Annotated in this window: 16 protein-coding genes; 10 read left to right on the top strand and 6 right to left on the bottom strand. The window is 67.1% G+C overall.

What is annotated here, in order from left to right; all coding sequences use genetic code 11:
* Positions 1-127 precede the first annotated feature (127 nt).
* Complete coding sequence (locus tag GJ698_RS10635; RefSeq protein WP_154357583.1) at positions 128-739, top strand: OmpW/AlkL family protein; 612 nt, start codon at positions 128-130, stop codon at positions 737-739.
* 66 nt (positions 740-805) lie between these two features.
* Positions 806-1,231 (top strand): YdgH/BhsA/McbA family protein, encoded by a 426-nt coding sequence (locus GJ698_RS10630; protein WP_154357582.1) that lies wholly within the window; start codon positions 806-808, stop codon positions 1,229-1,231.
* A gap of 95 nt (positions 1,232-1,326) precedes the next feature.
* Here GJ698_RS10630 and GJ698_RS10625 read toward each other — a convergent pair whose 3' ends face one another.
* Both GJ698_RS10625 and GJ698_RS10620 read right to left on the bottom strand, forming a co-directional pair.
* Positions 1,327-2,961, bottom strand: coding sequence for a methyl-accepting chemotaxis protein (locus GJ698_RS10625; protein WP_154357581.1), 1,635 nt, complete (start codon positions 2,959-2,961; stop codon positions 1,327-1,329).
* A 146-nt stretch (positions 2,962-3,107) separates the two neighbouring features.
* Entirely contained in the window at positions 3,108-3,395 is a 288-nt protein-coding gene (locus tag GJ698_RS10620) for a DUF4148 domain-containing protein (protein WP_166454844.1), read from the bottom strand.
* A gap of 181 nt (positions 3,396-3,576) precedes the next feature.
* Here GJ698_RS10620 and GJ698_RS10615 point away from each other — a divergent pair, with 181 nt between their 5' ends.
* Positions 3,577-5,184, top strand: coding sequence for a M28 family peptidase (locus GJ698_RS10615; protein ID WP_154357579.1), 1,608 nt, complete (start codon positions 3,577-3,579; stop codon positions 5,182-5,184).
* A gap of 91 nt (positions 5,185-5,275) precedes the next feature.
* Here GJ698_RS10615 and GJ698_RS10610 read toward each other — a convergent pair whose 3' ends face one another.
* From GJ698_RS10610 to nudC, 3 genes are all read right to left on the bottom strand, one after another.
* Complete coding sequence (locus GJ698_RS10610) at positions 5,276-6,595, bottom strand: thioredoxin family protein (protein WP_154357578.1); 1,320 nt, start codon at positions 6,593-6,595, stop codon at positions 5,276-5,278.
* A gap of 5 nt (positions 6,596-6,600) precedes the next feature.
* A complete protein-coding gene (folE, locus tag GJ698_RS10605) occupies positions 6,601-7,161 on the bottom strand; it encodes a GTP cyclohydrolase I FolE (RefSeq protein ID WP_154357577.1) in 561 nt (186 codons plus the stop codon).
* A 64-nt stretch (positions 7,162-7,225) separates the two neighbouring features.
* Complete coding sequence (gene nudC / locus GJ698_RS10600; RefSeq protein ID WP_154357576.1) at positions 7,226-8,041, bottom strand: NAD(+) diphosphatase; 816 nt, start codon at positions 8,039-8,041, stop codon at positions 7,226-7,228.
* Between the two features lie 207 nt (positions 8,042-8,248).
* Here nudC and GJ698_RS10595 point away from each other — a divergent pair, with 207 nt between their 5' ends.
* The 7 genes from GJ698_RS10595 (at position 8,249) to GJ698_RS10565 (ending at position 26,133) form a co-directional block, all read left to right on the top strand.
* The gene (locus GJ698_RS10595) at positions 8,249-18,544 is read left to right on the top strand and encodes an SPM autocatalytic domain-containing protein (RefSeq protein ID WP_154357575.1); all 10,296 of its coding nucleotides are present in this window, start codon (positions 8,249-8,251) and stop codon (positions 18,542-18,544) included.
* 161 nt (positions 18,545-18,705) lie between these two features.
* Complete coding sequence (locus GJ698_RS10590; RefSeq protein WP_154357574.1) at positions 18,706-21,912, top strand: O-linked N-acetylglucosamine transferase family protein; 3,207 nt, start codon at positions 18,706-18,708, stop codon at positions 21,910-21,912.
* A 21-nt stretch (positions 21,913-21,933) separates the two neighbouring features.
* The gene (locus tag GJ698_RS10585) at positions 21,934-22,824 is read left to right on the top strand and encodes a glycosyltransferase family 2 protein (protein ID WP_154357573.1); all 891 of its coding nucleotides are present in this window, start codon (positions 21,934-21,936) and stop codon (positions 22,822-22,824) included.
* Positions 22,821-23,234: a sugar 3,4-ketoisomerase gene (locus GJ698_RS10580; protein ID WP_154357572.1), complete on the top strand. Its 414-nt coding sequence runs from the start codon at positions 22,821-22,823 to the stop codon at positions 23,232-23,234. Before GJ698_RS10585 ends, GJ698_RS10580 begins: the two co-directional genes overlap by 4 nt.
* 37 nt (positions 23,235-23,271) lie before the next feature.
* Entirely contained in the window at positions 23,272-24,159 is an 888-nt protein-coding gene (locus GJ698_RS10575; RefSeq protein WP_154357571.1) for a glycosyltransferase family 2 protein, read from the top strand.
* An 81-nt stretch (positions 24,160-24,240) separates the two neighbouring features.
* On the top strand, positions 24,241-25,353 hold the full coding sequence (locus tag GJ698_RS10570; protein WP_154357570.1) for a DegT/DnrJ/EryC1/StrS family aminotransferase: 1,113 nt from the start codon (positions 24,241-24,243) through the stop codon (positions 25,351-25,353).
* 36 nt (positions 25,354-25,389) lie between these two features.
* On the top strand, positions 25,390-26,133 hold the full coding sequence (locus GJ698_RS10565) for an acyltransferase (RefSeq protein ID WP_154357569.1): 744 nt from the start codon (positions 25,390-25,392) through the stop codon (positions 26,131-26,133).
* Here the strand turns inward: GJ698_RS10565 and GJ698_RS10560 are convergent.
* The gene (locus tag GJ698_RS10560) at positions 26,130-26,915 is read right to left on the bottom strand and encodes a glycosyltransferase family 2 protein (RefSeq protein ID WP_371865231.1); all 786 of its coding nucleotides are present in this window, start codon (positions 26,913-26,915) and stop codon (positions 26,130-26,132) included. The genes GJ698_RS10565 and GJ698_RS10560 overlap by 4 nt on opposite strands.
* Between the last annotated feature and the right edge of the window lie 6 nt (positions 26,916-26,921).

Raw genomic sequence — 26,921 nt, 5'->3', positions numbered from 1 at the left:
AAAATCGAGCGCTGGTCATACTACCACTATTTCACTCTCGGAAAATTTTGACTTGGATCAATGTTTTTAGTGCGGTGCATCAATAGACTTTCCTACGTTACTAAACGACGACAAAGAGGGAAGTAAAATGAGTAAGACCGTAACAGCAGCAGTACTGGCAGCCTTGACCCTGATCACCGGTAACGCCATGGCCGAAGAAAGCCCATGGCTGGTGCGTGTGCGTGCTGTGCATATCGATCCCGCCGACAAGTCCGACCCGGTGGGCGGCACCGGCGCCTCCGATCGCCTGACCGTCAGCAGCAAAACCATTCCGGAATTCGACGTCTCCTATTTCTTCACCAAGAACATCGCGACCGAACTGATCCTGACCTATCCGCAAAAGCATGACGTGTCGCTGGACGGCGCCAAGATCGGCACCATCAAGCACCTGCCGCCAACGCTGACGGTGCAGTACCACTTCGCGCCGGACGCCACTTTCCGTCCATACGTGGGCGCGGGCGTGAACTACACCACCTTCTCCGGCGTGAACCTGCTGAACGGCGGCGCCAGCCTGGAACACGACAGCTTCGGCCTGGCGCTGCAAGCGGGCGCCGATGTGGCGATCGACAAGAACTGGTCGATCAACTTCGACGTGAAGAAAGTGCAGCTGCGCAGCGACGTGTTCATCGGCGGCGCCAAGGCCAGCCGCGTGAAAGTCGATCCGGTGCTGGTCGGCGTCGGTATCGGCTACCGTTTCTGATGCAGTGAAGATTCCCGCAGGGCAGCTATAATGTTACAAAACAGATAGCTACCCTATGGGAACTCCATGCGCAAAATCCTGATCGTCCTGATGCCTTTGCTGTTGGCCGCGTGCGTCGACGACAGCGCCTCGTATTATGCGGACGGTCCGGTCGGCAACCATGCGCTGACCATCCATCGGGCGCAGAAGCATTTCTGGAGCAAGGAGAGCCGGGTGGAGTTGATCATGCAGCGCCTGCCGGACTGCATGCGCCGCATCGACCTGACCGAGATGCCGGCCGATGAAGTGGAAATCGAATTGCTGTCCGGCGGCGACAACGTCTGGACGCTGCGCGCCGGCAACGAGATGTGGCAGGTCGAAACGCAAACCTGCACGCTGTATCCCGACGTCAAAGGCGACGGCGGCGAACTGATGGGCGTGTTCCGCGACGACGGCGGCAAGTTCGTCTACGAAGCCGCCGTCATCGAAACCGTTCCTGCCGATACCAAATAATCCGGGGTCAGTTCTGCCAATCAGACACGAGCCCTGCCGTAGCAGCCGCTACGGCAGGGCTCGTGTCTGATTGGCAGAACTGACCCCGGTTTTTTTTAGCGCACCAGCGCCATCTGGCGTTTGACCGGGCGCGGTGCGGCGCGCGGCGCCGGCGCGATGGCGACCGCCTGCTGCTGCGGTTCGCCGCTCAGCTTGAAGCGCGCGACCAGCGTGGCAAGCATCGCCGCCTGCTCCTGCATGCTGCCGGCCGCTGCGGCGGCCTGCTCCACCAGCGCGGCGTTCTGCTGCGTCACCGAATCCATCTCCGTGATCGCCGTGTTGACGTGGCCGATTCCCGTGCTCTGCTCGCTCGATGCGTCGGTGATCGCCGACATGATCTGCGTCACGCGCGATACGCTGTCCACCACCTGGTTCATCGTCGTGCCCGCCTCCGCCACCAGCGCGCTGCCGGCGCCGATGCTGTCCACCGATGCGTTGATCAGTTCCTTGATTTCCTTGGCCGCCGCCGCCGAACGCTGCGCCAGGTTGCGCACTTCCGACGCCACCACCGCGAAGCCGCGTCCCTGTTCGCCGGCGCGCGCCGCTTCCACCGCCGCGTTCAAGGCCAGGATGTTGGTCTGGAAGGCGATGCCGTCGATCACGCTGATGATGTCCACAATCCGCGTCGCCGAGGCATTGATGGTGTCCATCGTCTGCACCACCTGCGACACCACCTTGCCGCCGCGTGCCGCCACTTCGGAGGCCGTCTGCACCAGCTTGTTGGCATGTACCGCGTTGTCGGCGTTCTGCGTCACGGTCGAGGTCAGTTCCTCCATCGAGGCAGCGGTCTCTTCCAGCGAGCTGGCCTGCGATTCGGTGCGCGCCGACAGGTCCATATTGCCGGAGGCGATCTCGCCGGACGCGGTGGCGATGGTGTCGGCGCTGCGGCGGATTTCACCGATGGTCTCGGCCAGCCGCTGCTGCATCACCTTCACCGAATGCAGGATGCTGGCCTGGTCCGACGCATGCGTCCTGATCTCGATGCTGAGGTCGCCGTCGGCGATCTTCTGCGTGATTTCACCGACATATTCCGGCGCGCCGCCGATGGTGTGGCGCAAGCTCTTGTTGACCATGCTGACGATCACCCACAGCAGCACGCACACCGCCGCCAGCCAGCCGGCGGACTTGAACAGCGAGGCCTGGAAGGCGGCGTCGATATCATCGATGTAGACGCCGGTGGTGATGTCCCAGTTCCACGGCGCATAGTGCACCACGCGGCTCATTTTCGGCACCGGCTCGGTTGCGCCCGGACGCGACCAGTAATAGTTGACGAAGCCGCCGCCTTCCGGCTGGCCGCCGGCTGCGGCGATGGCGCGGTAGACGTAGGTGCCCTTCGGATCCTTGAGGTCGGCCAGGTCCTTGTTGTTGTTCTCGGGTTTGATCGGATGCATCAGCGACATGGTGCCGCTGCTGATGGTGAAGTAGCCGTCCTTGGCGTAGCGCAGGTTCTTGATGACTTCCATCGCCTGCTTCTGCGCGTCTTCCTTGCTCAGCGTACCGGCCGCGGCCTTGTCGCCGAACTGCTTGACGAGGTTGAGCGCCATGTCGTCGACATTGCGCAAGTCGTTGCTGCGCTCTTCGATGCGCACGCTGCGGGTCTGGATGGTTTCGAACAGGAAGATCGCCGTGATGCACAACAGACTGCAAATCAGCGGCACCCACAATTTCTGCTGGAAGGACAATTTATGCATGGACGGTCTCCTATTGTCTTATGGAAACCAGAATACCCTCAAAGTTCCTTGCAGCGTGAAACAAATTTCATGCCTGTGGTTTATCCGCAAATACGAAAACGGGCGCAGCATGCAGTGCTGCGCCCGTCGTGCCGAAGCGGTGTTGCTTAGTGGGCAGTGTTGCCTTGCGCAGGCTTGGCGGCCAGTTGCGCTTTCACGTCAGCGCTCTTCGCACGTGGCGCCATGTAGGCGATGTCCTGATACGCTTCGTTGGTGTCCAGCAGGCCGGCCTTGCGGGCGGCGATGGTTTCGGCTTTCACCTGGGCGCGGGTGACGGTGCTTTTGCCGCTGTCGCGGAAGGTCTGGTCGAAGCTGGCTTCGCTGGTGTCGGCGGCGAAGCTGCTGCCGGCGGCGGCCAGCAGGACGAGGGAGGCGAGGATGGCTTTGGTGTTCATGGTGATGCTCCTGGTAGGGAAGTTCGATGGAGTCATCTTAGTATTAAAAATTCGGATAAAAAAGCGCGATTATCCGCAGAAAATGATCAGCTTATCCGATCGATCCTTCGCAATAGAAATGTGTCCTTAAGCAACAAAATGTGTCAAAATGGTGGCTTATTATTAACAATCCTTCACCCATATGAAATTGCTCCTGTCGACAACGCTTCTGGCACTCAGCGCGGGCACCGCCCATGCTGCGGCGTTGCCCAAAATCGACGGCGCGGCGCTGCTGGAACAGATCACCACGCTGGCTTCGGACGAGTTCGAAGGCCGCGCGCCCGGCACCCAGGGTGAAGCGATGACCATCGAGTATTTGCAGCAGCAGTTCAAAAAGCTGGGGCTGGAGCCGGGCAATCCGGACGGCACCTACGTGCAGGCGGTGCCGCTGGTCGGCATCTCCAGCCATCCGACGCTGAACTACGCCGGCAAGGATGGCAAGCCGACGCAGCTGCGCTTCGGCGACGACTACATCGCCTGGACCGCGCGCGCCGACAAGCAGCTGGAGGTGGCCGATTCCGAACTGGTGTTCGTCGGCTACGGCGTGCAGGCGCCGGAGTTCAAGTGGGACGACTACAAGGGCGCGGACCTGAAGGGCAAGACGCTGGTGATGCTGATCAACGACCCGCCGGTGCCCGATCCCAAGCATCCCAAGCTGCTCGATCCGGCGGTGTTCGGCGGCAACGCCGTCACCTGGTACGGGCGCTGGAACTACAAATTCGAGATGGCGGCGAAGATGGGCGCGGCGGCGGCGCTGATCGTGCACGAGAACAAGGCGGCCGGCTATCCGTATGAAGTGGTGGTCAACAGCTGGGGCCGGGAAAACTTCGCGCTCAAGGGCAGGACGCCGGAGGCCGATCTGCCGGCCATGGCCGGCTGGCTGCAGCAGGAGCGCGCGTGCGAGCTGTTCAAGGCGGCCGGCCTGGATTTCAAGGCGCTCAAGCAGGAGGCGCTGTCGCGCGGCTTCAAGCCGCTGCCGCTGGGGATCAAGGTCAACCTGGCGACGCTGAACGCGACGCGCGAGGTGCTGTCGCACAACGTGGTGGCGCGCATTGCCGGCACCGATCCGCAGTTGAAGAACGAGGTCGTGGTCTACACCGCGCACTGGGACCATTTCGGCATCGACGAATCGCTGCCTGGTCCGCGCACGCAGCAGATATTCCACGGCGCGGTGGACAACGCCAGCGGCGTGGCGGCGCTGCTGCAGATCGCCCGTGCCTACAAGGCGCTGCCGGCGGCGCCCAAGCGCACCATCCTGTTCGTGGCGACCACGGCGCAGGAGCGCGGGCTGCTGGGCGCGCATTACTACGTGCGGCATCCGCTGTACCCGCTGGGCAAGACGGTCCTCAACATCAATATCGACGGCCTCAACATGTGGGGCCGCACGCGCGATGTCGAGCTGAGCGGCATGGGCAAGTCGACGGCGGATGAACTGGTGGCGGCGGTGGCGGCCAAGCAGGGACGCGTGGTCAAGCCGGACAGCAACATCAGTTACGGCAGCTATTATCGCGGCGACCAGCTGGAATTCGCGCGCGCCGGCGTGCCGACGATTTACCTGCGCAGCAGCGCCAGCAAGCTGTTGAACTACACGGCCCACCAGTACCACACCGTCAACGACGTCGTGCAGCCGAACTGGAACACCAGCGGCGCGGCGGACGACATCGCCCTGCTGTTCCAGGCCGGCTACCAGGCCGCGCAAGCCAAGGACGCGCCGAAGTGGAAAGACGGCGCCGAATTCCAGCGCCGCTAATCCGGGGTCAGTTCTGCCAATCGCACACGAGCTCTGCCGTAGCAGCCGCTACGGCAGAGCTCGTGTGCGATTGGCAGAACTGACCCCGGTTTTAGATGGCGGCGGCGAGGGCGCTGGTGTGCGGGCCGGGCGGGATGCTGGCCAGCTTGGGCGCGAGCTTTTGCAGCTGGCCCAGGTTGCGCTGCTGGTGGGCGTCGGCGCCGGCGGCCCTGACGTCGGCCAGCAGGCCTTGCGCCGCCTGCTCGATGCGCGCTGTGTCGTGCGGCGCCAGATCGATCACGCTGACCAGATACGTCACACCCCACTGCAGCCGCGTCGCCAGTCCCACTGACGCTTGCCACGCCTTGCCATACCAGTCCAGCACGCCCGCCACATCGCTGCGGCGCTTGGCGCTGGTCGCCAGGCTCAGCATGAAGTAGTACGGTGAATGCGAACGCGGCAATTCAGCCAGCAGCACCTGCTCCGCCTGCACCGGCAGGCCGGCGTCGTTCAGCGCGCTGACTGCCGTGTTGACCAGCGTGTGGCGCTCATACGGATCGGTGGATTCGGCCAGCGCTTCTTCGACACGCTCGCGCACCTGCTCCTGCAAGCCCTGCGTCGGCGACAGCAGGCGCGCCAGGCGCATCTGCAGGCGCACCGCCATCAGGCGGTCCGGCGCACTCAGCCAGAAGTCGTCGGCCCACTGCGCGGCCACGCTGCCCATCGCCGCCACCAGTTCCTCGCGCCGGCTGGCGATCTTGATCAGGTTGATGCCGCTGTTGCTGAAGATGTCCATGTTGGAGCGCGCCAGCCGCGCGTCGGCCAGCACCGCCAGCAGGCCGGCGGCGTCGGCGCTGCCGGCGGCCAGTTCAGCGTGCAGGCGCAGCCGCACGGCGGCGTCGGGATTGGTGCTGGCGGCGGCCAGGGCCGACAGGGTCGGCGCCAGCGCGCGCGTGCCCAGCAGCTTGCCTTCGTCGGTGTCCCAGGAGTAGTGGCTCAGCAGCGACCATTCGTCGGCGCTCAATGCGCGCGAACCGGACAGGGCGGCGTCCAGCGCCGCCGCAGCCGAGGAGCCGGCCGCATGCACCGCCAGCGCGGCGTCGAAGGCCGCGACGAACAGTTCGCCATCCAGCTCGCACGGCAGGCGCGTGATTTCGCTGCCGTCCGGCGCGAACAGCACCAGCGTCGGATAGCTGCGCAGCCGGTAGTGCGCGGCCAGCGCCTGGGCGCCGGCGCTGTCGCCGTCGAGGTGATAGCTCAGTACGCCCGCGGCGCGCTGGATGAATTCATCGCGCCCGAAAATCTCGGATTTGACCCGGTTGCACGGCGGACACCACACGGCGCCCCAGTACAGGAACAGCGGACGCTGCTGCGCGCGGGCCAGCGCAAAGGCGGCATCGAGTCCGCCATTCAGCCACTCTATTGCCGCCATCGCGCTCAGTCCTTGGCCAGCGCCAGGAACTCGGTGCGCATCGCCAGGTTGGGCTGCAATTCGCCCAGCATGGCGGAGGTCACCGTTTCTTCGCCCGGCGTGCGGATGCCGCGGCTTTCCATGCACAGGTGGCGGCACTTGACGATCACGCCCACCGCTTTCGGCTCCAGCACTTCCATCAGCGCGTTGGCGATCTGCATGGTCATGCGTTCCTGCACCTGCAGGCGCTTGGCGAAGCAGTCGACCAGGCGGGTCAGCTTGGACAGGCCGACGATCTTGCCGTTCGGGATGTAGCCGATGGTGGCCTTGCCGAAGAACGGCGCCAGGTGGTGCTCGCAATGGCTGTACACCGGGATGTTGCGCACGATGATGAATTCGTTGTACTGCTCGGCGCCGTCTTCAAACGCCTTCAGCAGCTCGACCGGATTCTGCTCGTAGCCGGAGGTCCAGTGCTTCCACGCCTTGGCAACGCGGGCCGGCGTTTCCAGCAGACCTGGACGGTCCGGGTCTTCGCCGATGCTGGCAATCAGGCGGCGCCAGTCGTTTTCCGTAAATTCTTGAGACATGATGAAACACCTTTTTTTGAAATTGCCCGACAGTATATAGAAAATGCCGGGACCGCACCGGGCCTCAGCCCGGCCGGTGGGCGTCGATCAGGCGCGCCGCGATCGACACCTTGACCGGCAGATCCGGCCATTCATCGTCCGGCCCGAACCAGCGCGCATCGGCGATTTCGCTCTGGTCGACGCAGATCTCGCCGTCCAGATACTCGGCCGTGTAGGCGATCATCAGCGAGTGCGGGAACGGCCACGGCTGGCTGCCGAAGTATTTGAGGTTATGCACCTTCAGGCCGACCTCCTCGAACACTTCGCGGTGGATGGCTTCCTCGACCGACTCGCCGGCCTCCAGGAAACCGGCCAGCGCCGTGTAGCGCTTGTACGGCGAATTGGTGTGCATGGCCAGCAGCACCTGGTCGCCCTTGCGGATCAGCACCATCATGGCCGGCGAGATGCGCGGGTAGGCGCTGTGACCGCAATGCGGGCACTTGAAACAGCGCTCGCCGTCGAGCAGCTGCATGGCCGTCGCGCAGACGCCGCAGTAGCGATGGGTGCGCGCCCACTCGACCAGTTGCGCCGCGCGCCCGGCCACGCCGAGGAAGCCGTCGTCGACCACGCCGAACAGCGCGCGCAGGCCGTGGTAACCGAATTCCGGCCCCGGCAAGGTCGCCTGGTCCAGCCAGGTGGCCTGGTAATAGCGGCCTTCCCACAGCCCCAGCGCGTGGAGGCGTTCCGGCGCCAGGTGCAGCGCCGCCAGGTCGGCCGCCGCCGGCAAACCCAGAATACTGTTGCGCAATAGCAACTCTCCGCGATGGAAGACAAATGTTAGTGGTTCGTCATGGTCCTGCGGACGTATCACGGGCTGAAATGTGGCGGGAGTTTGCAGCATGGCCGGGAAATAAGGGAGTAACGCGAAACCGCATCTTACATTGTTTCCTGATTACTTATTTTGCACCCGGCTATTTATGACCGGGCGATGACAACGTGAGCGCTAAGTCATTGTTTTCAGGCGAAGAATTGGCGGCTATTTCAGGCTTTGACTTCGTCTTGAGCGCGTTTGACGGTAATATATATTTCCGGCAGGGAGAATATAAACATGGCATTCAACATTTCTGAACTTACGACCGACCAAATCAAGGCACTGCAATCGGCGCAAATCGCCGCGCTGACGGCTGCGGACGCCGCGGCGCTCAGCACCTTGCAGATGACTGTGCTCAGTACCGACCAGCTCAGCTGGATCGGCACCGCCCAGGTGCGCGCCTTGACCACGTCGGCGCTGCAGGCCATGAACACGCTGCAGCTGAGTGCAGGCTTGTCGACCAGGCAGGTGGCGGCCCTGACCACGGCGCAGTTCGCCAGCCTGAGCACCGAGCAGCTCAGCGCCGGCCTGACCTCCAGCCAGTTCAGCGTGCTGACCTCTGCTCAGCTTGCCGCGCTGACCCCGGCCAAAATCGCCGCGCTCGACACCGAAGACCTGGCCGCGATCAAGACCGCGCAGCTGGCGACGCTGAGCGCGGACCAGTTGCGCGCCCTCGGCAGCAACCAGATCCTGGCCCTCACCACGGCCCAGGTGAGCTCCCTGAAAACCCAGCAGATCATCGCCCTCAGCAGCAGCCAGATCGCCAGCTTCGCCACCAACGACATCGGCGCCTTGACCTCGCTGCAATTGAACGCGCTGGACGCCAGCCAGCTGGGCGCGCTGAGCGACAGCCAGTTGGCCGCGCTGAGCACGCTCCAGGCCAGCGCCCTGTCGACCACCCAGATCGGCCGCCTCGGCACCGAGCAGCTGGCCGCCCTCGGCACCAGCGGCCTGGCCGCGCTGAAAACGCAGCAGATCGCCGCGCTGACCACCAAGCAGTTCACCGCCCTCGACAGCAACCAGATCGTCGCCCTGACCACCGCCCAGGTGCAGGCGCTGACCTCGCTGCAACTGAGCCTGATGTCCAGCGACCAGCTGGGCGCGATGGAAAGCCAGGACTTCGCCGCGCTGAAAAGCCAGCAGCTGGCTGCCCTCGGCACCGCCACCACCGCCGTGCTGGGCACCAACCAGATTATCTTGCTGAGTCCGGCACAAATCGCCTCGCTGCCGACCGCGCAAGTGCGCGCCCTGTCGACCGAGCAGATCGCCGCGCTGAAAACCGCCCAGGTCGCCGCGCTGACGACCCTGCAGGTGCAGGCCCTGAGCAACGCCCAGCTGGCCGCGATCGAGACCGCCGACCTGGCCGCCATGAGCACCGCGCAAATCAACGCCTTCGCCACCGCCCAGCTGAGTGCGCTGACCACCAGCCAGATCGTGGCGCTGCGCACCGCGCAGGCCGGCGCGCTGAGCTCGCAGCAACTGGCGGCGCTGTCCGCCGACCAGCTGGCGGCGCTGGAAACGGCCGACCTGGCCGCGCTGAAAACCAGCCAGCTCGGCGGCTTGAGCACCGACGCCATCGCCGCCTTCGGCACCGACCAGATCGCCGCGCTGGGCACCGCCCAGCTGGCCGCATTCAGCACCCGCCAGCTGGCCGCCCTCGACAACGCCCAGATCGTCAGCCTGACCACGGCCCAGGCCGCAACGCTGACCACCCAGCAGATCGCCGCGCTCAGCGCCGCCCAGCTGCTGGCATTGGAAACCCGCGACCTGGCCGTGCTGAAAAGCGCGCAGATCGCCGCCCTCACCACCACCCAGCTGAGCGCGCTGGGCACCGAACAGTTCGGCAGCCTGAGTTCGCAACAGGTGGCGGCCCTGACCACGCGCCAGATCGCCGCCCTGAACAGCACCCAGGTGCTGGCGCTGCAATCGGCCGCGCTGGCCGGGCTGCAGTCGCAGCAGGCCGCCGCGCTGGCCAGCGACAACATCAGCGCCTTCAGCGCCATCCAGATCGGCGCGCTGAGCACGGCCGTGCTCAGCAGCCTGAGCACCAGCCAGTTCGTCGCCCTGTCGACCGACCAGATCACGGCGCTGACCACCGCGCAAAGCAGCGCGCTGGCCACCCGCCAGATCGCCGCGCTGACCGCCGACCAGCTCGGCGCGCTGCAAACCCAGGACCTGGCCGCCTTCAAGACCCAGCAGATCGCCGCGCTGCGCACCGCCCAGCTCGTCCTGCTGAACAGCGCGCAACTGATCGGCCTCGGCTCGCAACAGGTGGCGGCCCTCGGCACCGCGCAAGTGGCGGCGCTGCAGACCGACCAGATCGCCGTGCTGGAAACCCGCGACCTCGCAGCGTTGAGCTCGCAGCAAGCCGTGGCCCTCAGCAACAACGCGCTGGCGGCCCTGACCACCAGCCAGTTTGCCTCGCTGACCAGCACCGTGCTGAGCAACCTCACCACGGCCCAGCTGGGCGCGCTGACCACCGACCAGATCGCCGCACTGACCACCGCGCAAAGCGCGCAGCTGGCCACGCGCCAGATCGCCGCCCTGTCCAGCGACCAGCTGGCCGCGCTGGAAACGCGCGACCTGGCTGCCCTGCGCACGCAACAGGTCGCCGCGCTGACCACCACCCAGATCAGCCAGCTGGGCACGGAACAGTTCGCCGCACTGAGCACGCTGCAGATCGCCAACCTGAGCACGCTGCAAATCGCCACCCTCAGCGCCGCCCAGCTGGCCGCGCTGTCGAGCGCCAGCCTGGCTGCGCTGAAAACCAGCCAGGTGCCGGCGCTGGCCACCGACGCCCTGGCCGCACTGCCGACCGCGCAATTCGCCATGCTGACCACCAGCCTGCTGAACGCCCTGAGCAATACGCAGCTGGCCGCGCTGACCACCGACCAGATCGTTGCCCTGAGCACGCTGCAGGCCAGCACGCTGGGCACGCGCGACATCGGCGCCCTCTCCACCGAGCAGATCGCCGCGCTGGAAACGCGCGACTTCGCCGTGCTGAAAACCCAGCAGATCGTCGCCCTCAGCGCCGGCCAGGTCAGCGCCCTGACCACCGACCAGATCATCGCGCTGACCACCGCCCAGGCCAACGCGCTGACCGGCGTGCAGCTCAACGCCCTCACCACCGACCAGCTGCTGGTGATGGAAACCCAGGACTTCGCCGCGCTGCGCACCAGCCAGCTGCTGGGCCTGGGCACCAAGAGCATCGCCACGCTGACGCCGGCGCAGGTGGCGGCGCTGAAGGTCGACCAGATCGCCCAGCTGACCTCGGCCCAGATCCAGGTGCTCAACAGCGCCCAGATCGGCGCCCTGACCACGCTGCAAGTGGGCGCCTTCAGCACCACCCAGATCGGCTTCCTGCTGGCCAGCCAGTTCGGCATGCTGACCAACGCCGACTGGGCCGCGCTGAAGAGCAGCCAGCTCAACGCGCTCAACAGCGAACAACTGGCCGCCATCTCCACCGCCCAGATTGCCGCCTTGACCACGCTGCAGGTAAGCCAGCTGGCCACCGCGCAACTGGCCGGGCTGTCGACCGAGCAGCTGAACGCGCTGGAAACGCAGGACCTGAACGCCCTCACCACTGTCCAGCTCGGCTCGCTGGCCAGCGCTACCGTGGCCGCGCTCGACCTGGCCCATATCAGCGCCCTCAGCACGCGCCTGCTGGCCGCGCTCAACACGGCGCAGGTGCAGGCGCTGGGCGCCGACAAGATCGCCGCCCTCAGCACGCTGCAGGCAAGCAACCTCGGCACCGCCCAGGTGGCGGCGCTGACCAGCGAGCAGCTGCAAGCCCTGCAGACCGCCGACCTGGCCGCGCTGAAAACCCAGCAGCTGGCCGCCCTTTCCACCGAACAGTTCGCCCTGCTCGGCAGCGACCAGATCGTTGCCCTCAGCACGCTGCAGTTCAGCAGCCTGAGCACCCGCCAGCTGGAGGCCCTGGGCAGCGACCAGATCCTGGCCATCGAAACCCGCGACCTGGCGGCCCTGCGCACGGCACAGATCGCCAGCCTGGGCAGCGACAGCCTCAACGCGCTCAGCAGCGCGCAAGTGCAGGCGCTGACCACCGCCCAGCTGCAAGCCCTGACCAGCAGCCAGCTGCAACACCTGGCGCTGGGCCAGATCGCCGCGCTCGGCAGCGCACAGGTGCTGAGCCTGGGCACCGCGCAGATTCCGCTGCTCGCCAGCGACCAGTTGGCCGCGCTGGGCGCCACCCTGCTGGGCCAGCTCAAGACCCAGCAGATCGCCGCGCTGCGCAGCAACCAGCTGGCCGCGCTCGACGCGGCGCAGATCGCCGCCTTGTCGACGCTGCAGGTCAGCAACCTCAGCACGCAGCAGGTCGCCAGCCTCGGCAGCGACTTCCTGAACGCGCTGGAAAGCCGCGACCTTGCGGCGCTGAAGACGCAGCAGATCGCCGCCCTCGGCACGGCCCAGATCGCCAGCCTGAGCAACGCCCAGGCCGAAGCCCTGACCACGCTCCAGGCCGCCAGCCTGAGCAGCGCGCAACTGGCGGCGTTCAGCGCCGCCCAGCTGCAGACCTTCTCCAGCGCCGACATCGCCGCGCTGAAAACCGCGCAAGTGGCGTCGCTGGGCGCCAGCCTGCTGGGCGCGCTGTTGAGCGACCAGTTCCGCGCGCTGACCACGGCGCAGCTGGGCGCGCTCTCGACCAGCCAGTTCCAGGCGCTCGGCAGCGAGCAGATCATCGCCCTCACCACCTTGCAGGCCGCCAACCTGGGCACCGCGCAAGTGCAGGCGCTCAGCGCCGGCCAGCTGGCCGCGCTGGAAACCGAAGACCTGGCGGCGATGAAGACCGCGCAGATCAACGCCCTGCAGACCAGCCAGATCGCACTGTTGAGCAACGCCCAGATCGCCGCGCTGAGCACGCTGCAAGTGGCCAACCTGAACACGCTGCAAGTGGGCGCGCTGAGCACCGACCAGATCCGCGCGCTGCAAACCCAGGACCTGGCCGCGCTGAAGACCGCGCAGCTGCAGGCGCTGGGCAGCGACCAGCTGGACGCCATCGCCACCGACCAGCTGCAAGCCATGAGCGCGGCCCAGCTGGCCTCGCTGAGCACGGCCAAATTCCAGGCGCTGCTGACCGAACAGATCGCCGCGCTGACCACCAAACAGGTGAACGGCCTGGCCACGGCGCAGATCGCCAGCCTCGGCAACGGCCAGCTGGCCGCGCTCAACTCGGACGACATGGCGGCCCTGCGGACCGCCCAGCTGGCCGCGCTGAGCACCGAGCAGGTAACGCAGCTGAGCACCGCCCAGATCGTCGCCCTGGGCAGCACCCAGGTGGCGGCGCTGTCGACCGCCCAGTTGTCGGCGCTGAGTTCGGACCAGGTGGGTGCGCTGAGCACCGCCGACTTCGCCGCGCTGAGCGTGGCCCAGTTGGCCGCGCTCGGTTCGCTGAACAACCTCGGCACCGACCAGATCCAGGCCCTCACCACGGCCCAGATCGCCGGCCTGAGCGCGGCCCAGATCGCCGCCCTCACCACCGACCAGATCGTCGCCCTGAGCACCCGCCAGATCGGCGCCGTCAGCACCGCCGGCGTGGCCGCGCTGACCACCGACCAGTTGCAGGCGCTGGAACTGGTCGACCTGGCCGCCATGAAAACCGCGCAGATCGCCGCGCTGGGCACCAGCCAGGTGGCCCTGCTGAGCACCGACCAGATCCATGCGCTGACCGCGTTGCAGGTCAGCAGCCTGTCGACCCAGCAGACCGCGGCCTTCAGCATCGCCCAGGTGCAGGCGCTCAGCAGCGATGACGTCGCCGCCTTGCGCACGGTGCAGATCAGCATCCTCAGCAACGCCCAGCTGCAGGCGCTGGGCGCCGACCAGGTGCAGGCGCTGACCGTGATCCAGATGAACGCGCTGAGCACCGACCAGCTGCAAGCCATGACCTCGGACCAGATCATCGCCCTGACCACGGCACAATTCGCAGTGCTTGGCACGCGCCAGGTGGCGGCCTTGAGCAGCGACCAGCTGGGCGCGATCGAACTGGTCGACCTGGCCACGCTGCGCTCGGCGCAGATCGCCGTGCTCGGCACCGGCCAGATCCGCGCGCTGACGGCCGACCGCATCGCCGCGCTGACCAGCGCCCAGGCGCAGGCGCTCGGCAGCGACCAGCTGCAGGCGCTGACCTCGGACCAGCTGCAGGCGCTGACCACGGCCGACCTGGTGGCGCTGCGCACCGTCCAGATCGCCGCGCTGAACACCAGCCAGCTGAACGCGCTGCAGGACTTCCAGCTGCAAAGCTTCGGCTCCGCGCAGCTTGGCGCGCTCAGCAGCACACAGCTGCAAGCCCTGGGCAGCGACCAGATCATCCAGCTGACCACGCAGCAATTCGGCCTGCTGGGCACGGCGCAGATCGCCCTGCTGACCACCGCCCAGCTGGGCGCCATCGAGTACGAAGACCTGGCCGCCCTGAACAGCGCCCAGATCCTGGCCCTCGGCAGCGCCCAGATCCAGGCGCTGACGCTGGACCGCATCGCCGCCCTGACCACGCAGCAGGTGCAGGCCCTGGCCAGCCGCCAGTTGGCCGCACTCGGCAGCGACCAGCTGCAGGCGCTCGGCACCGACGCGCTGCAGGCGCTGACCACCGCGCAGGTCGCCACGCTGGGCACCGGCCAGCTGGTGACGCTGACCGAAGACCAGCTGCAGCACCTGACCAGCGACCAGATCGAAGCGCTGAGCTCGTCCCAGGCGCAAGCCCTGACCAGCGACCAGATCGGCCTGCTGACCTCGCAACAGGTCGACCACCTGAGCACGCGCGCCCTGAACGCCCTGACCAGCAGCCAGATCGCCGCCATCAGCACCGACAACTTCGCCACGCTGTCGAGCAGCCAGATCGGCGCGCTCAACGCCGCCCAGTTCGGCGCCATCACGGCCGCCCAGATGGCGGCCCTGACCAGCGCCCAGGCCATGGGCCTGGCGACCGCGCAGATCGCCGCGTTGTCGAGCGAACAGCTGGACGCGCTGGAAAGCGCCGACTTCATCGCGCTGACCTCGGCGCAGATCGCCGCCATCACCACCCGCAACATCGCCGCGCTGACGCTCGGCCTGGTGGGCGCGCTGACCAGCACGCAGCTGGCCAGCCTCGGCACCGACCAGATCGGCGCCTTGCAGACCGAACAGATTGCGGCGCTCAGCAGCGCCCAGATCGTCACACTGAGCGCGACCCAGATCGGCGCCCTGCGCACCGACCAGGTCAGCGCGCTGAGCACCGATGATTTCGTCGCGCTGCGCAGCAACCAGCTGACCGCGCTCACCACGGCGCAGTTTGCCGCGCTGACCAGCGACCAGCTCAACGCCCTGTCGAGCGCGGCCTTCACCGGCCTCACCACGACCATGATCACGGCGCTGACCAGCGCCCAGTTCGCGCAACTCAGCCTGGCCCAGGTGGGCGCGCTGACGGCCACCCAGGCGCTGGTGCTCAGCACCGCCCAGCTGGCCGCCCTGGGCACCGACCAGTTCAGCGTGATCAACACCGCCGCCATCCGCAGCCTGCAGTCCGACCAGATCGGCGCGCTGGGCAGCGACCAGATCGTTGCCCTCAGCACCCAGCAGGTGCGCGCCCTCGGCAGCGCCCAGCTGAGCGCCCTGCTGACCAGCCAGATCGCCGCGCTGGAAACGGTCGACCTGGCGGCGCTGACCACCGCCCAGTTCAACCTGCTGAACACCGACCAGCTGCACGCGCTGGGCACCGACCAGCTGGCCTCGCTGTCGACCGCGCAGATCGCCACCCTGACCACCGACCAGCTCAGCGCCGGCCTCGGCACCGACCAGATCGTCGCCCTGACCACCGCGCAGGTGCAGGCGCTGGCCACCCGCCAGGTGGCGGCCCTGACCACCGACCAGATCGCCGCGCTGGAAACCGCCGACCTGGCCGTGTTCAGCACGCGCCAGATCGCCGCCCTCACCGGCGCCCAGGTCGGCGCGCTGGGCACCGACCAGCTGAACAGCCTGACCATGGCCGAGCTGGCCGCGCTGGGCACGGCCCAGCTGCTGGCCGGCCTCACCACCGCCCAGCTGGCGGCGCTCGACAGCGCCCACCTCGACGCGCTCACCACCGTCCAGCTGGCCTACGGCCTCGGCACCGACGCCATCGCCGCCCTCACCACCGACCAGCTCGGCGGGCTGCGCACCGCGCAGACGGCCAGCCTGGGCACGCAGCAGATCGCCGCTCTGGGCACCGACCAGATCGTGGCGCTGACCAGCGACCAGGCCGCCACCCTGACCACCCAGCAGGTGGCGGCGCTCACCAGCGATCAGCTGGCCGCGCTGGAGACGGTCGACCTCGCCGCCCTCAGCACCCGCCAGCTGAACGCGCTGAGCGCCGCGCAACTGGCGGCGCTGGGCGCGCCGCAGCTGAACGCGCTGACCGTCGCCCAGTTCGCTTCGCTGGGCACCAGCCAGCTGGCCAACGGCCTGACCACCGCCCAGCTGGCCGCGCTCGACGGCAGCCACATCGGCGCCTTCACCACCGCCCAGCTGGCCTACGGCCTGAACCTGGACAACCTGGCGGCGCTGACCAGCGAGCAGATGCAGGCGCTGCGCACGGCGCAGATCGCCGCGCTGACCACGCTGCAGGTCAGCGTGCTCAGCACCGACCAGATCGCCGCCCTGGCGAGCGAGCAGATCACCGGCTTCGCCACCGCGCAGATGCCGATCCTGAGCGCGGCCCAGCTGGCCGCCTTCAGCACCGCGCAAATCGCCGCGCTCGACACCCAGGACCTGGCCGCGCTCAGCGCGCCGCAGTTCACCGGCCTGTCCAGCGAGCAGACCATGGCGCTGACCACCAGCCAGGTGCGCGGCCTCAAGACGGCCCAGATCGCCGCCATCGACGGCGGCCAGATCGGCGTCTTCGGCAGCGACCAGTTGCAGGCGCTCAGCACCCAGCAGGCCGCCGCGCTCAGCATCGCTGCCGTGACGGCGCTGTCGACCGCCCAGCTCGGCGTGCTCAGCACCGCCGACATCGCCGCGCTGGGCACATTGCAGATCGCCAGCCTGCAAGTCAGCCAGCTGACCGGCCTGAACACCGACCAGATCCAGGCGCTGACCAGCGCCCAGCTGGGCGCCATCACGGCCGACCAGTTGTACGCCCTCGGCACCGGCCAGATCGCCGCGCTGCGCACCACGCAGATCGGCTACCTGGGTACGGCGCAGCTGGCCGCGCTGACCACGCCGCAAGTGCAGGCGCTGGGCAGCGACCAGGTCGCCGCAATCAAGCTGAGCCAGGTGCCGGCGCTGACCATCGACCAGATCGCCGTGCTGGGTTCCGACCAGCTGCGCGCGCTGACCACGGCGCAGGTCGGCGTGCTGACCAGCAGCCAGCTGGTGGCGCTGACCAGCCAGCAGGCCGGCGCGCTGACCACCACCCAGATGGCGGCGCTCAAGAACGCCCAGATCGCCACGCTGGACGCCACCCAGCTGTACGGCTTCAGCACCGACCAGCTCGGCGCATGGAGCACCAGCCAGCTGGGCGCGCTGACGGCCACCCAGATCGGCTACCTGTCGACCGACCAGATCGGCGGCCTGAGCAACACCCAGGTGGCCGGCCTGAAGACCAGCCAGTTGCAGGCCTTCAGCAACAACCAGATCAAGGCGCTGACGGCGGCGCAGATGCCGGCGCTGGGCACCACGGTGCTGAGCGCGCTGAGCGTGTCGCAGGCCGACGCCCTGACCGCGACCCAGATCGCCTCGATGTCGATTGCCCAGCGCATGGCGCTGAACTCGTCGTCGGTCAACTACGCCACGCCGCTGATCCTCGATCTCGACGGCAACGGCGTGCGCACGCAAGGCATCGCGGCCGGCGTCCAGTTCGACATCCGCGGCGACGGCCAGAAAGTCAGCACCGGCTGGGTCGACACCCACGACGGCCTGCTGGCCCTGGACCGCAACGGCGACGGCGTGATCAACGACGGCAGCGAACTGTTCGGCAGCGCCACCACCCTGGCCGACGGCAGCAAGGCCAAGGACGGCTACGCCGCGCTGGCCGAGCTCGACACCAACGGCGACGGCCAGATCACCAGCGCCGACGCCGCCTTTGGCGCGCTGCGCGTGTGGGTGGACGCCAACGCCGACGGCATCAGCCAGGCCGACGAACTGAAGACGCTGGCGCAGCTGGGCATCGCCGCCATCGGCACCGGCGCCCGCAGCACGCTGACCGAGCAGAACGGCAACCTGATCGGCCTGACGTCGAGCTACACCAGCACCGACGGCAGCGTGCACCAGAGCGCCGACGCCTGGTTCCTGGCGGACAAGGCAACGTCCACTGCCTCGCTGCAACAGCAAGTAAGCAGCCTGAGCAACGCCATCGCCGGCTACGCCAGCGCCCCGGCGCCGGCGCAACAGCTGACGCTGACGGCCACGGCCCAGCCATCGGCCGCGACGGCGCCAGCGCTGGCGATGGCCGAAGCGCTGCAGCACTACCGCCAGGCGCAGGGCCTGCAAGGCGCGGCCGCCGCGCTGACCGGCAAGCAACCGTTCGACGACCACGGCAGCCAATGGTTTGCCGTCCCGAAACGCTAACCGCCCAATCCGGGGTCAGTTCTGCCATTGGTACATGAGCTCGTGTGCGATTGGCAGAACTGACCCCGGTTTGGGGTCTTGCTCCAGAGCCAAAAGTTGCCCCTTAGCGTGCTGCAAAAAGGTATGATAGGGCTCGGATTGATACAACTTTATGCTCTGTTATGACCTCTCAAGCACCAGTAGCACCCGCCTCCACCGATAACAGCCCGCTGGGTTCCGTCATGGCCATGGCCGTCAGGGGCCAGTTGTCCATCGCCGACCTGTTCGGCGCCGCCGCCGTGCTGCAGGAAAGCGGCCAGTTGCCCGCCGCCATCGGCCTGTACCGCGCCTGGATCGACCACACGCCATCGCCGCTGAGCTACGCGGCCTGCTTCAACCTGGCCGTGGTGCTGTCGAACACAGGCGACGACGTCGGCGCCGAGGCCGTGCTGCACAAGGCCATCGCCCAGAATCCGAATTTCGTCGAAGCCCGCCTCAACCTCGGCACGCTGCTGGAACGCACCGGCCGCCCGGACCAGGCGCTGGCCATGTGGCGCTCGATCCTGACCGATGCGATCGAGCCGGACGTCAAGAGCAACCGCACGCTGTACCTGCAGACCCTGAACAACCTCGGCCGCCTGCTGGAAATCCAGAAGCGCTATCCGGAAGCCGAAGCCATGCTGGCCACCAGCCTGCGCGTCGATCCGCAGCAGGCCAATGTGATGACCCACTGGGTCCACCTGCGCCAGAAGCAGTGCGAATGGCCGGTCTACCACGGCCTGGAAAACGTCTCGGTCGCCACCATGATGGAAGGCACCTCGGCGCTGGCCATGCTCAGCGCCTCGGCCGATCCGGCCCAGCAGCTGGCCGCCGCCAAGCGCTTCGTCAGCGAGAAGATCAACGCCGCCGTGGCGCCGCTCACCGGCCAGCACGGCTACGGCCACCAGCGCCTGCGCATCGGCTACCTGTCGTCCGACTTCTGCTCGCACGCAGTGTCGATCCTGACCGCCGAGCTGTACGAGCTGCACGACCGCAGCAAGTTCGAGGTCTACGCCTTCAGCTGGAGCCGCGAGGACGGCTCGCCGATCCGCGCCCGCGTGGTCAAGGCCATGGACCACTACATCCGCATCGACCAGCTGACCGACGAGCAGGCCGCGCGCGCCATCCGCGCCCACGAGATCGACATCCTGGTCGACCTGCACGGCCTGACCCTGGGCGCGCGCCCGCAGATCCTGGCCTACCGCCCGGCGCCGGTGCAGCTGACCTACCTCGGCTTCCCCGGCAGCACCGGCCTGCCCGGCGTCGACTACGTGATCGCCGACGAATTCCTGATCACGCCGGAGATGACCGCGCACTTCACCGAAAAGCCGCTGTACCTGCCGGACACCTTCCAGATCAACGACCGCCAGCGCGCCATCGCGCCGACGCCGACCCGGGCCTCGGTCAACCTGCCGGACGACGCCTTCGTGTTCTGCTCGTTCAACAACAACTTCAAGTTCACGCCCGACCTGTTCAGCACCTGGATGAACATCCTGCGCCGCGTGCCGCAGTCGGTGCTGTGGCTGGTGGCCGACTATCCGGAGGTGCGCGAGAACCTGTACCGCTACGCCGAACAGGCCGGCATCGACCGCCAGCGCATCATCTTCAACGGCCGCGCCGTGCCGGCCGAGTACCTGGCGCGCTACCAGCTGGCCGACCTGTTCCTCGACACCTTCCCGTTCAACGCCGGCACCACCGCCAGCGACGCCCTGTGGGCCGGCCTGCCGCTGCTGACCTGCGCCGGCCAGACCTTCTCGTCGCGCATGGCCGGCAGCCTGCTGCGCGCGGTCGACCTGCCGCAGCTGATCACCTATAACTTCGCCGACTACGAGGAGAAGGCGGTCGAGCTGGCCAACAATCCGCAGCGCATCGCCGCCATGAAGCGCCAGCTGACCGCCAACCGCCTGACCTGCGCGCTGTTCGACAGCCCGCGCTTCGTGCGCAACATGGAGGCCGCGCTGCAGAAGGTGGCCAAGCCGGCGGCGCCGCGCCTGGCCGCGCCGGAACACGCGGTGCGACCGCAGGAACCGTCGCAGCCGGCCGAGCCGGCGCGCATCGACCAGATCCCGGTCGTCATCGTGTCCTACAACACGCCCGACCTGATCGACGGCCTGCTGCGCACCCTGCGCCAGTTCTACAGCAACCGCGTGTACATCATCGACGGCTCCAACCCGGACGTGGCGGAAACCATCCGCGCCGTCGCCGCCGGCTACGACAACGTCGAGTTCATCCCGTTCGGCTACAATATCCACCACGGCCCCGGCATGGCCTGGGCCATCAACCACCTGGGCCTGTCGGGCGAGGTGCTGTTCCTCGATTCCGACGTCGAGGTGCTGAAGGCCGGCTTCCTGGAATCGCTGCACGCCGCGCTGCGTCCCGGCATGTACGGCGTCGGCTGCGTGCTGCGCGTCGACCAGCTGGGCAACGACCGGCCGCAGGACGGCGCCGTGCCGTATCTGTACCCGGCCTGCATGCTGACCAATATCGAGGTGGTGCGCCAGTGGCCGCTGCCGATCAAGCACGGCGCGCCGATGATCCCGACCATGCTGGCGCTGCACGCGGCCGACGCCGGCCACCTGCTGGGCCACGTCGACTGGGTCGAGGGCGACTTCGCCAAGCAGCCGCAACGCCACTATCTGAAGCACGACTGGCAGGGCACGGTGATCCGCACCGGCGGCTACCACTACGACCTGCCGAGCGCCACCACCACGGTCAACACCGACCTGCTGCACTTCATGCCGCCGGCGGCGCGCAAGATTGTCGAGATCGGCTGCGGCGACGGCGCCTTCGCCAAGGCCTACAAGCAGCGCAACCCGATCTGCAACTACACCGGCGTCGAGACCGACCCGGCGCGCGCGCAGGCGGCGCGCCCGCACTGCGACTTCGTGTTCAACACCGACCTGGAACACGCCGGCCCCGATTTCTGGGACCACGTGCGCCACGCCGACACCTGGGTGCTGGATGAAACCCTGGAGCAGATGGACGATCCGTGGCGCATGCTGCAGAAGATCCGCGCCAACATCGCCCCCGGCGGCAAGCTGGTGCTCAGCATCCGCAACTTCCAGCACTGGAGCCTGCAGGCGCGCCTGAACGCCGGCGACCTGCGCTACGGCACCCAGGGCCTGGAACTGTCGCGCAAGCGCCTGTTCACGCGCGGCGCCACGCTGGAGATGCTGCAGAGCGCCGGCTTCCAGATCAGCGGCGGCAGCGCCCGCATCAACGACGAACCGGCGCGCGAGAAATACCTGCCGGCGATCCGCCTGATGGCCGGCGCCAGCGGCATCGACCCGGTGGTCGCGGTCGAGGACGCGCTGCCGTGGCAGTACCTGGTCATCGCGGTGGCCGCCTAATACCGTCAGGAGCCCGGCAATATGAGTCTTCCCTTAGTCAGCATCGTCATCCCGTCCTACAAGGCCGGCCATTTTGAAACCTGCTTGCGCTCGGCGCTGGGTCAGAGCTATCCCAACCTGGAGATCCTGGTCAGCGACAACTGCCCCACCGAGGCCATCCACGACATCTGCAAGAAATACGCGCCGCACGTGATCTACCAGCGCAACAGCGTGATCCGCGAACAGAACGTGCTGACGGCGCTGTTCGCCGCCAAGGGCGAATTCATCAAGCCGCTGTTCGACGACGACGTGCTGCATCCGTTCTGCATCGAGCGCATGGTGGCGGCGATCCAGCACGAGCCCGAAGTCGAGCTGGTGTTCTCGGCCTCGCAGGTGATCAGCATCCAGAACCAGCCGACCGAGACGCGGCGGCCGTTCGAGGCCTCCGGCAGCCTGGAGGGACGCGGCATGATGCGCAGCATGGTGCTGAGCATGAGCAACTTCATCGGCGAGTTCAGCACCATCATGTTCCGCCGCCAGCGCCTGTGGGAAATCGGCAACCGCCTGTTCCACTACCACCGCCACGACTGTTCGCTGGGCCTGGCCGACATGGCCGCCTACTTCAACCTGGCCGGCGAGCGCAAGGTGTTCTACGTCGACGAGGAGCTGTCCTACTTCCGCCATGACATGCGGCTGGAATCGAACAGCAATCCCGCCAGCAACCCGAATCTCGGCTACTGCTTCTCCGACTACGTCGACCTGCTGGTCGAATGCGCCGACCTTGGCATCGTCACGCCGCAGGAGCTGGCCGCCATGCAGCCGCGCGTCGACGGCGCCGCGGCGCGCTTCAGCAACGTGTTTCCCATGTTCATCCGTTCGCAGCAGCGCTACCACGCGATGCTGGCAACCCAACAGATAGGAGTAGCCCCATGATCGACCAATGCCGACTGATCGACCTGCCGCCGCGCCATGACCAGCGCGGCAACCTGTCGGTGGTCGAGGGCGGCATCGACGTGCCGTTCGACATCCGCCGCGTGTACTACCTGTACGACGTGCCGGGCGGCGCCACCCGCGCCGGCCACGGCCACATCGAGCTGCAGCAGCTGTTCATCGCCATGTCGGGCAGCTTCGACGTCGTCGTCGACGACGGCCAGCAGCGCAAGAAATTCCAGCTGAACCGCTCCTACTACGGCCTGTACGTGCCGGGCATGATGTGGCGCGAGGTGGAGAACTTCTCTTCCGGCGGCGTCTGCCTGGTGCTGGCCTCGACCCTGTACGACGCGGCCGACTACTTCCACGACTACCAGGACTTCGTGGCGGCGACCCAGCAGCACCGCAAGTAAGCCGGCGCTCCCTTTTACCTTTGTGCACAAGCTCACCATGTCCCTCCCTCTCGTCAGCATCGTCATCCCGACCTACAAGCCGGCTTACTTCGAACAGTGTCTGCGCTCGGCCATCGGCCAGACCTATCCGAATCTGGAGATCCTGATCAGCGACAACTGCCCGACCGAGGCGATCCGCGACATCTGCGCCCGCTTTCCGGGCGTGATCTACCAGCGCTGCAGCGTCACCCGCGCCGACAACGTGCTGGCCGCGCTGTACGGCGCCAAGGGCGAGTACGTCAAGCCGCTGTTCGACGACGACATCCTGCACCCGTTCTGCGTCGAGCGCATGGTGGCGGCCGCCAGTATCGTGCCCGACATCGACCTGGTGTTCGCCGCCTCCGGCGTGATCGACAAGGACAATGCGATGGTGCGGCGGCGCGTGCCCTATCCGCAAAATGGCCTGATCCCCGGCAGGGAGCTGTACCGCACCATCACCCTGATGGCCAATGTGGTGGGCGAGTTCAGCAGCCTGATGGTGCGCCGCCAGCGCCTGTGGGAACTCGGCCCGCAGCGCCTGTTCACCATGGGCGACTACGACTTCCGCAACGGCCTGGCCGACGCCGTGTTCTACTGCCGCGTGGCGGACGGCCGCAATGCCTACTACCTGAACGAGGAACTCAGCTACTTCCGCCACGACATGCGGCTGGAATCGAACTCCAATCCCTCGACCAACCTCAACTTCGGCTGGGTGCTGGCCGAGGGCTACGAGATGTGGCGCGGCGCCCACATGGAGGGCGTGATCAGCACCGACGAACTGCTGGCCACGCGCGAAAGCGGGCTGGCCAACTTCCAGCGCCACGGCGAGTATCCGCAGGTCAGCGCCGCCTACCAGCGCTATTGCGACTACCTGGCCGCGCTGGGAGCGACGCCGCGTCCGGACTAGGGGCGCGCTATTGTGTCCATAGGGAAAATGGGTCATCATGCCATTTCCATTCACCGCCAACGGCCTGCCGCACACCCCATCATGAACGTTCCCTTTCTCGACCTGAAAGCCATCAACCTGCGCCACGAAGACGCGATGCAACAGGCGTTCCAGCGCGTGCTGAACTCCGGCTGGTACGTGCTGGGCAGCGAGGTGGCGCAATTCGAAACCGCCTTTGCCGCCTACAGCGGCTGCCAGCACGCGATCGGCGTGGCCAACGGCCTGGACGCGATCATGCTGGCCTTGAAGGCCTACGGCGTCGGTCCCGGCGACCAGGTCATCGTCCCCAGCAACACCTTCATCGCCACCTGGCTGGCGGTCAGCCATTGCGGCGCCCAGCCGGTGCCGGTGGAGCCGGTGGAGAGCACCTATAACATCGATCCGGCGCGGGTCGAGGCGGCCATCACCGCGCGCACCAAGGCCATCATCGCGGTCCACCTGTACGGCCAGCCGGCCGACATGCAGCCGCTGAAGGCGATCGCCGAACGTCACGGCCTCAAGCTGATCGAGGACGCGGCGCAGGCGCACGGCGCGCGCTACCATGGCGCCGTGGCCGGCCAGCTGGGCGACGCCGCCGCCTTCAGCTTCTATCCGGGCAAGAACCTGGGCGCGCTGGGCGACGGCGGCGCCGTCACCACCAACGACGAGGCGCTGGCCACGCGCCTGCGCACGTACCGCAACTACGGTTCCAAGGTCAAGTATTACAACGAGGTGCCGGGCTATAACTCGCGCCTCGACGAGCTGCAGGCCGCGCTGCTGGCGGTCAAGCTGCCGGCGCTGGACGGCGACAACCAGCGCCGCCGCGCCATCGCCGCGCTCTACCAGCAGCAGCTGGCCGGCATCGACGGCCTGGTGCTGCCGCAGGTTCCGGCCTGGGCCGAGCCGGTGTGGCATCTGTACGTGGTGCGCCACCGCCAGCGCGACGCGCTGGCCAAGGCCCTGGCCGAGCAGGGCATCGGCACCATCGTCCATTATCCGGTGCCGCCCCACCTGCAGCCGGCGTATGCCGACCAGGGCTACCGCGAGGGCGATTTCCCGCTGGCCGAGGCGATCCACCGCGAGGTGCTGAGTCTGCCGATCGGCCCGACCATGAGCGACGAACAGGCGCTGGCCGTGTGCGCGGCCGTGCGCCAGGCAGTGGCCAGCCTGGCCTGAACCACCACAATAATAAGCAACCTTCCGGAGGAGACCATGATACATCCAAGCGCATCGGTATCACCCAAGGCGCGGCTGGGCGCCAACGTCAGCATCGGCCCGTTCACCATCGTGCATGACGACGTGCAGATCGGCGACCACACCAGCATCGACGGCTTCTGCGAGATCGGCTATCCGAGCCCGCTGGCGCAGGGCCTGCCGCTGGTGATCGGCGCCCACTCGACGATCCGCTCGCACTCCATCCTGTATGCCGGCTCGACCTTCGGCGACAAGTTCATCACCGGCCACCGCGTCACCGTGCGCGAGAAAACCACGGCCGGCGTCAATTTCCAGCTCGGCACGCTGAGCGACATCCAGGGCGACTGCCAGATCGGCGATTACGTGCGCTGCCATTCGAATGTGCACATCGGCAAGATGTCCAAGGTCGGCAACTTCGTCTGGATCTTCCCCTACGTGGTGCTGACCAACGACCCGCATCCGCCCAGCGCGGTGCTGATGGGATGCGAGATCGGCGACTATGCGGCGGTGGCCACCATGAGTGTGGTGCTGCCCGGCGTCAAGGTCGGCCGCGGCGCGCTGGTGGCGGCGCACAGCATGGTGGGGCGCGACGTCGCGCCCGACACCGTGGCCGGCGGCAGCCCCGCCAAATACATCTGCGACACCAGCAAGATCAAGCTCAAGGACGGCACCGAGCGGCCGGCCTATCCGTGGACCAGCCACTTCCAGCGCGGCTACCCGCCCGAAGTCGTGGCCGGCTGGAGCGTCCCGCCCGCGCCCTAGAAGTAGGCCAGGTCGTAGTGCAGATTGGCGCTGGCCAGCAGCGCCTGGCGCGCCAGCCGCGTTTCCATGTTGCGCGCCGGGTGGCGCTGGTACAGCTCCAGCATCACCTGCACCACCAGGTTCTCGTTGGAATTGCCGCGACGCATATTCTCCGGCGCATCCGGCTCGGTCTTGTGGATCACCACGCCGTCGGTGGCCAGGTAGGTCAGGGTGCGCCCCTTCAGCACGCTGAGCAGGAAATCCCAGTCTTCGTAGATGATCATGTCCGGGTTGTTGCTGATGCCTTGCAGCACGTCGCGGCGGTAGGCGATGCAGCTGTTGGGAATGCGGTTGCGGACGTAGACGCTGTCGTCGGTGACGTCGGCGATCGACACCTTGTGGGTCGCCCCCAGCAGCTCGGGCGGCGACACCGCGCGGTTCTCGAACTGCACCTGCAGGTCGCAGAACAGCAGTTCGGGGCGGTCGATCTCCAGCCGCGCCTTGAGCTTGGCCAGGTGGTCGGGATCGAAGGTGTCGTCATCGTCGAGGAAGATGATGTACTCGCCGTCGGCGATGGCCTGGCCCATGTCGCGGCTCGGCGCCGGACCCGGCCGGCCGCTGCAGCGCAGCACATAGTCGAAGCGGTTGGGGAAGTGCACCAGGTGGTTGTACGGCGGCAGGTAGGTGGCCGTGTCGGACACGATCACCAGCTTGAAATCCTGGCAGGTCTGGGCGATCAGCGACTCCAGCGTACGCTGCAGCAGCTGCGGGCGGTCATGGGTGGGGATGATGATGGTAAACACGTGTCC

The sequence above is a fragment of the Duganella aquatilis genome (assembly GCF_009674565.1).
Taxonomy (GTDB): domain Bacteria; phylum Pseudomonadota; class Gammaproteobacteria; order Burkholderiales; family Burkholderiaceae_D; genus Rugamonas; species Rugamonas aquatilis.
The sequence above is the reverse complement of the archived record's forward strand: the minus strand, read 5'-3'. Positions and strand labels throughout refer to the sequence as shown.

Excerpts from the sequence above, each read along its gene's own strand:
- GJ698_RS10590 (WP_154357574.1), top strand. The coding sequence starts at position 18,706 with ATGACCTCTCAAGCACCAGTAGCACCCGCCTCCACCGATAACAGCCCG.
- GJ698_RS10630 (WP_154357582.1), top strand. The coding sequence starts at position 806 with ATGCGCAAAATCCTGATCGTCCTGATGCCTTTGCTGTTGGCCGCGTGC.
- GJ698_RS10595 (WP_154357575.1), top strand. The coding sequence starts at position 8,249 with ATGGCATTCAACATTTCTGAACTTACGACCGACCAAATCAAGGCACTG.
- nudC (WP_154357576.1), bottom strand. The coding sequence starts at position 8,041 with ATGCTGCAAACTCCCGCCACATTTCAGCCCGTGATACGTCCGCAGGAC.
- GJ698_RS10615 (WP_154357579.1), top strand. The coding sequence starts at position 3,577 with ATGAAATTGCTCCTGTCGACAACGCTTCTGGCACTCAGCGCGGGCACC.
- GJ698_RS10610 (WP_154357578.1), bottom strand. The coding sequence starts at position 6,595 with ATGGCGGCAATAGAGTGGCTGAATGGCGGACTCGATGCCGCCTTTGCG.
- GJ698_RS10575 (WP_154357571.1), top strand. The coding sequence starts at position 23,272 with ATGTCCCTCCCTCTCGTCAGCATCGTCATCCCGACCTACAAGCCGGCT.
- GJ698_RS10565 (WP_154357569.1), top strand. The coding sequence starts at position 25,390 with ATGATACATCCAAGCGCATCGGTATCACCCAAGGCGCGGCTGGGCGCC.
- GJ698_RS10585 (WP_154357573.1), top strand. The coding sequence starts at position 21,934 with ATGAGTCTTCCCTTAGTCAGCATCGTCATCCCGTCCTACAAGGCCGGC.
- GJ698_RS10635 (WP_154357583.1), top strand. The coding sequence starts at position 128 with ATGAGTAAGACCGTAACAGCAGCAGTACTGGCAGCCTTGACCCTGATC.
- GJ698_RS10620 (WP_166454844.1), bottom strand. The coding sequence starts at position 3,395 with ATGAACACCAAAGCCATCCTCGCCTCCCTCGTCCTGCTGGCCGCCGCC.
- folE (WP_154357577.1), bottom strand. The coding sequence starts at position 7,161 with ATGTCTCAAGAATTTACGGAAAACGACTGGCGCCGCCTGATTGCCAGC.
- GJ698_RS10625 (WP_154357581.1), bottom strand. The coding sequence starts at position 2,961 with ATGCATAAATTGTCCTTCCAGCAGAAATTGTGGGTGCCGCTGATTTGC.
- GJ698_RS10580 (WP_154357572.1), top strand. The coding sequence starts at position 22,821 with ATGATCGACCAATGCCGACTGATCGACCTGCCGCCGCGCCATGACCAG.
- GJ698_RS10570 (WP_154357570.1), top strand. The coding sequence starts at position 24,241 with ATGAACGTTCCCTTTCTCGACCTGAAAGCCATCAACCTGCGCCACGAA.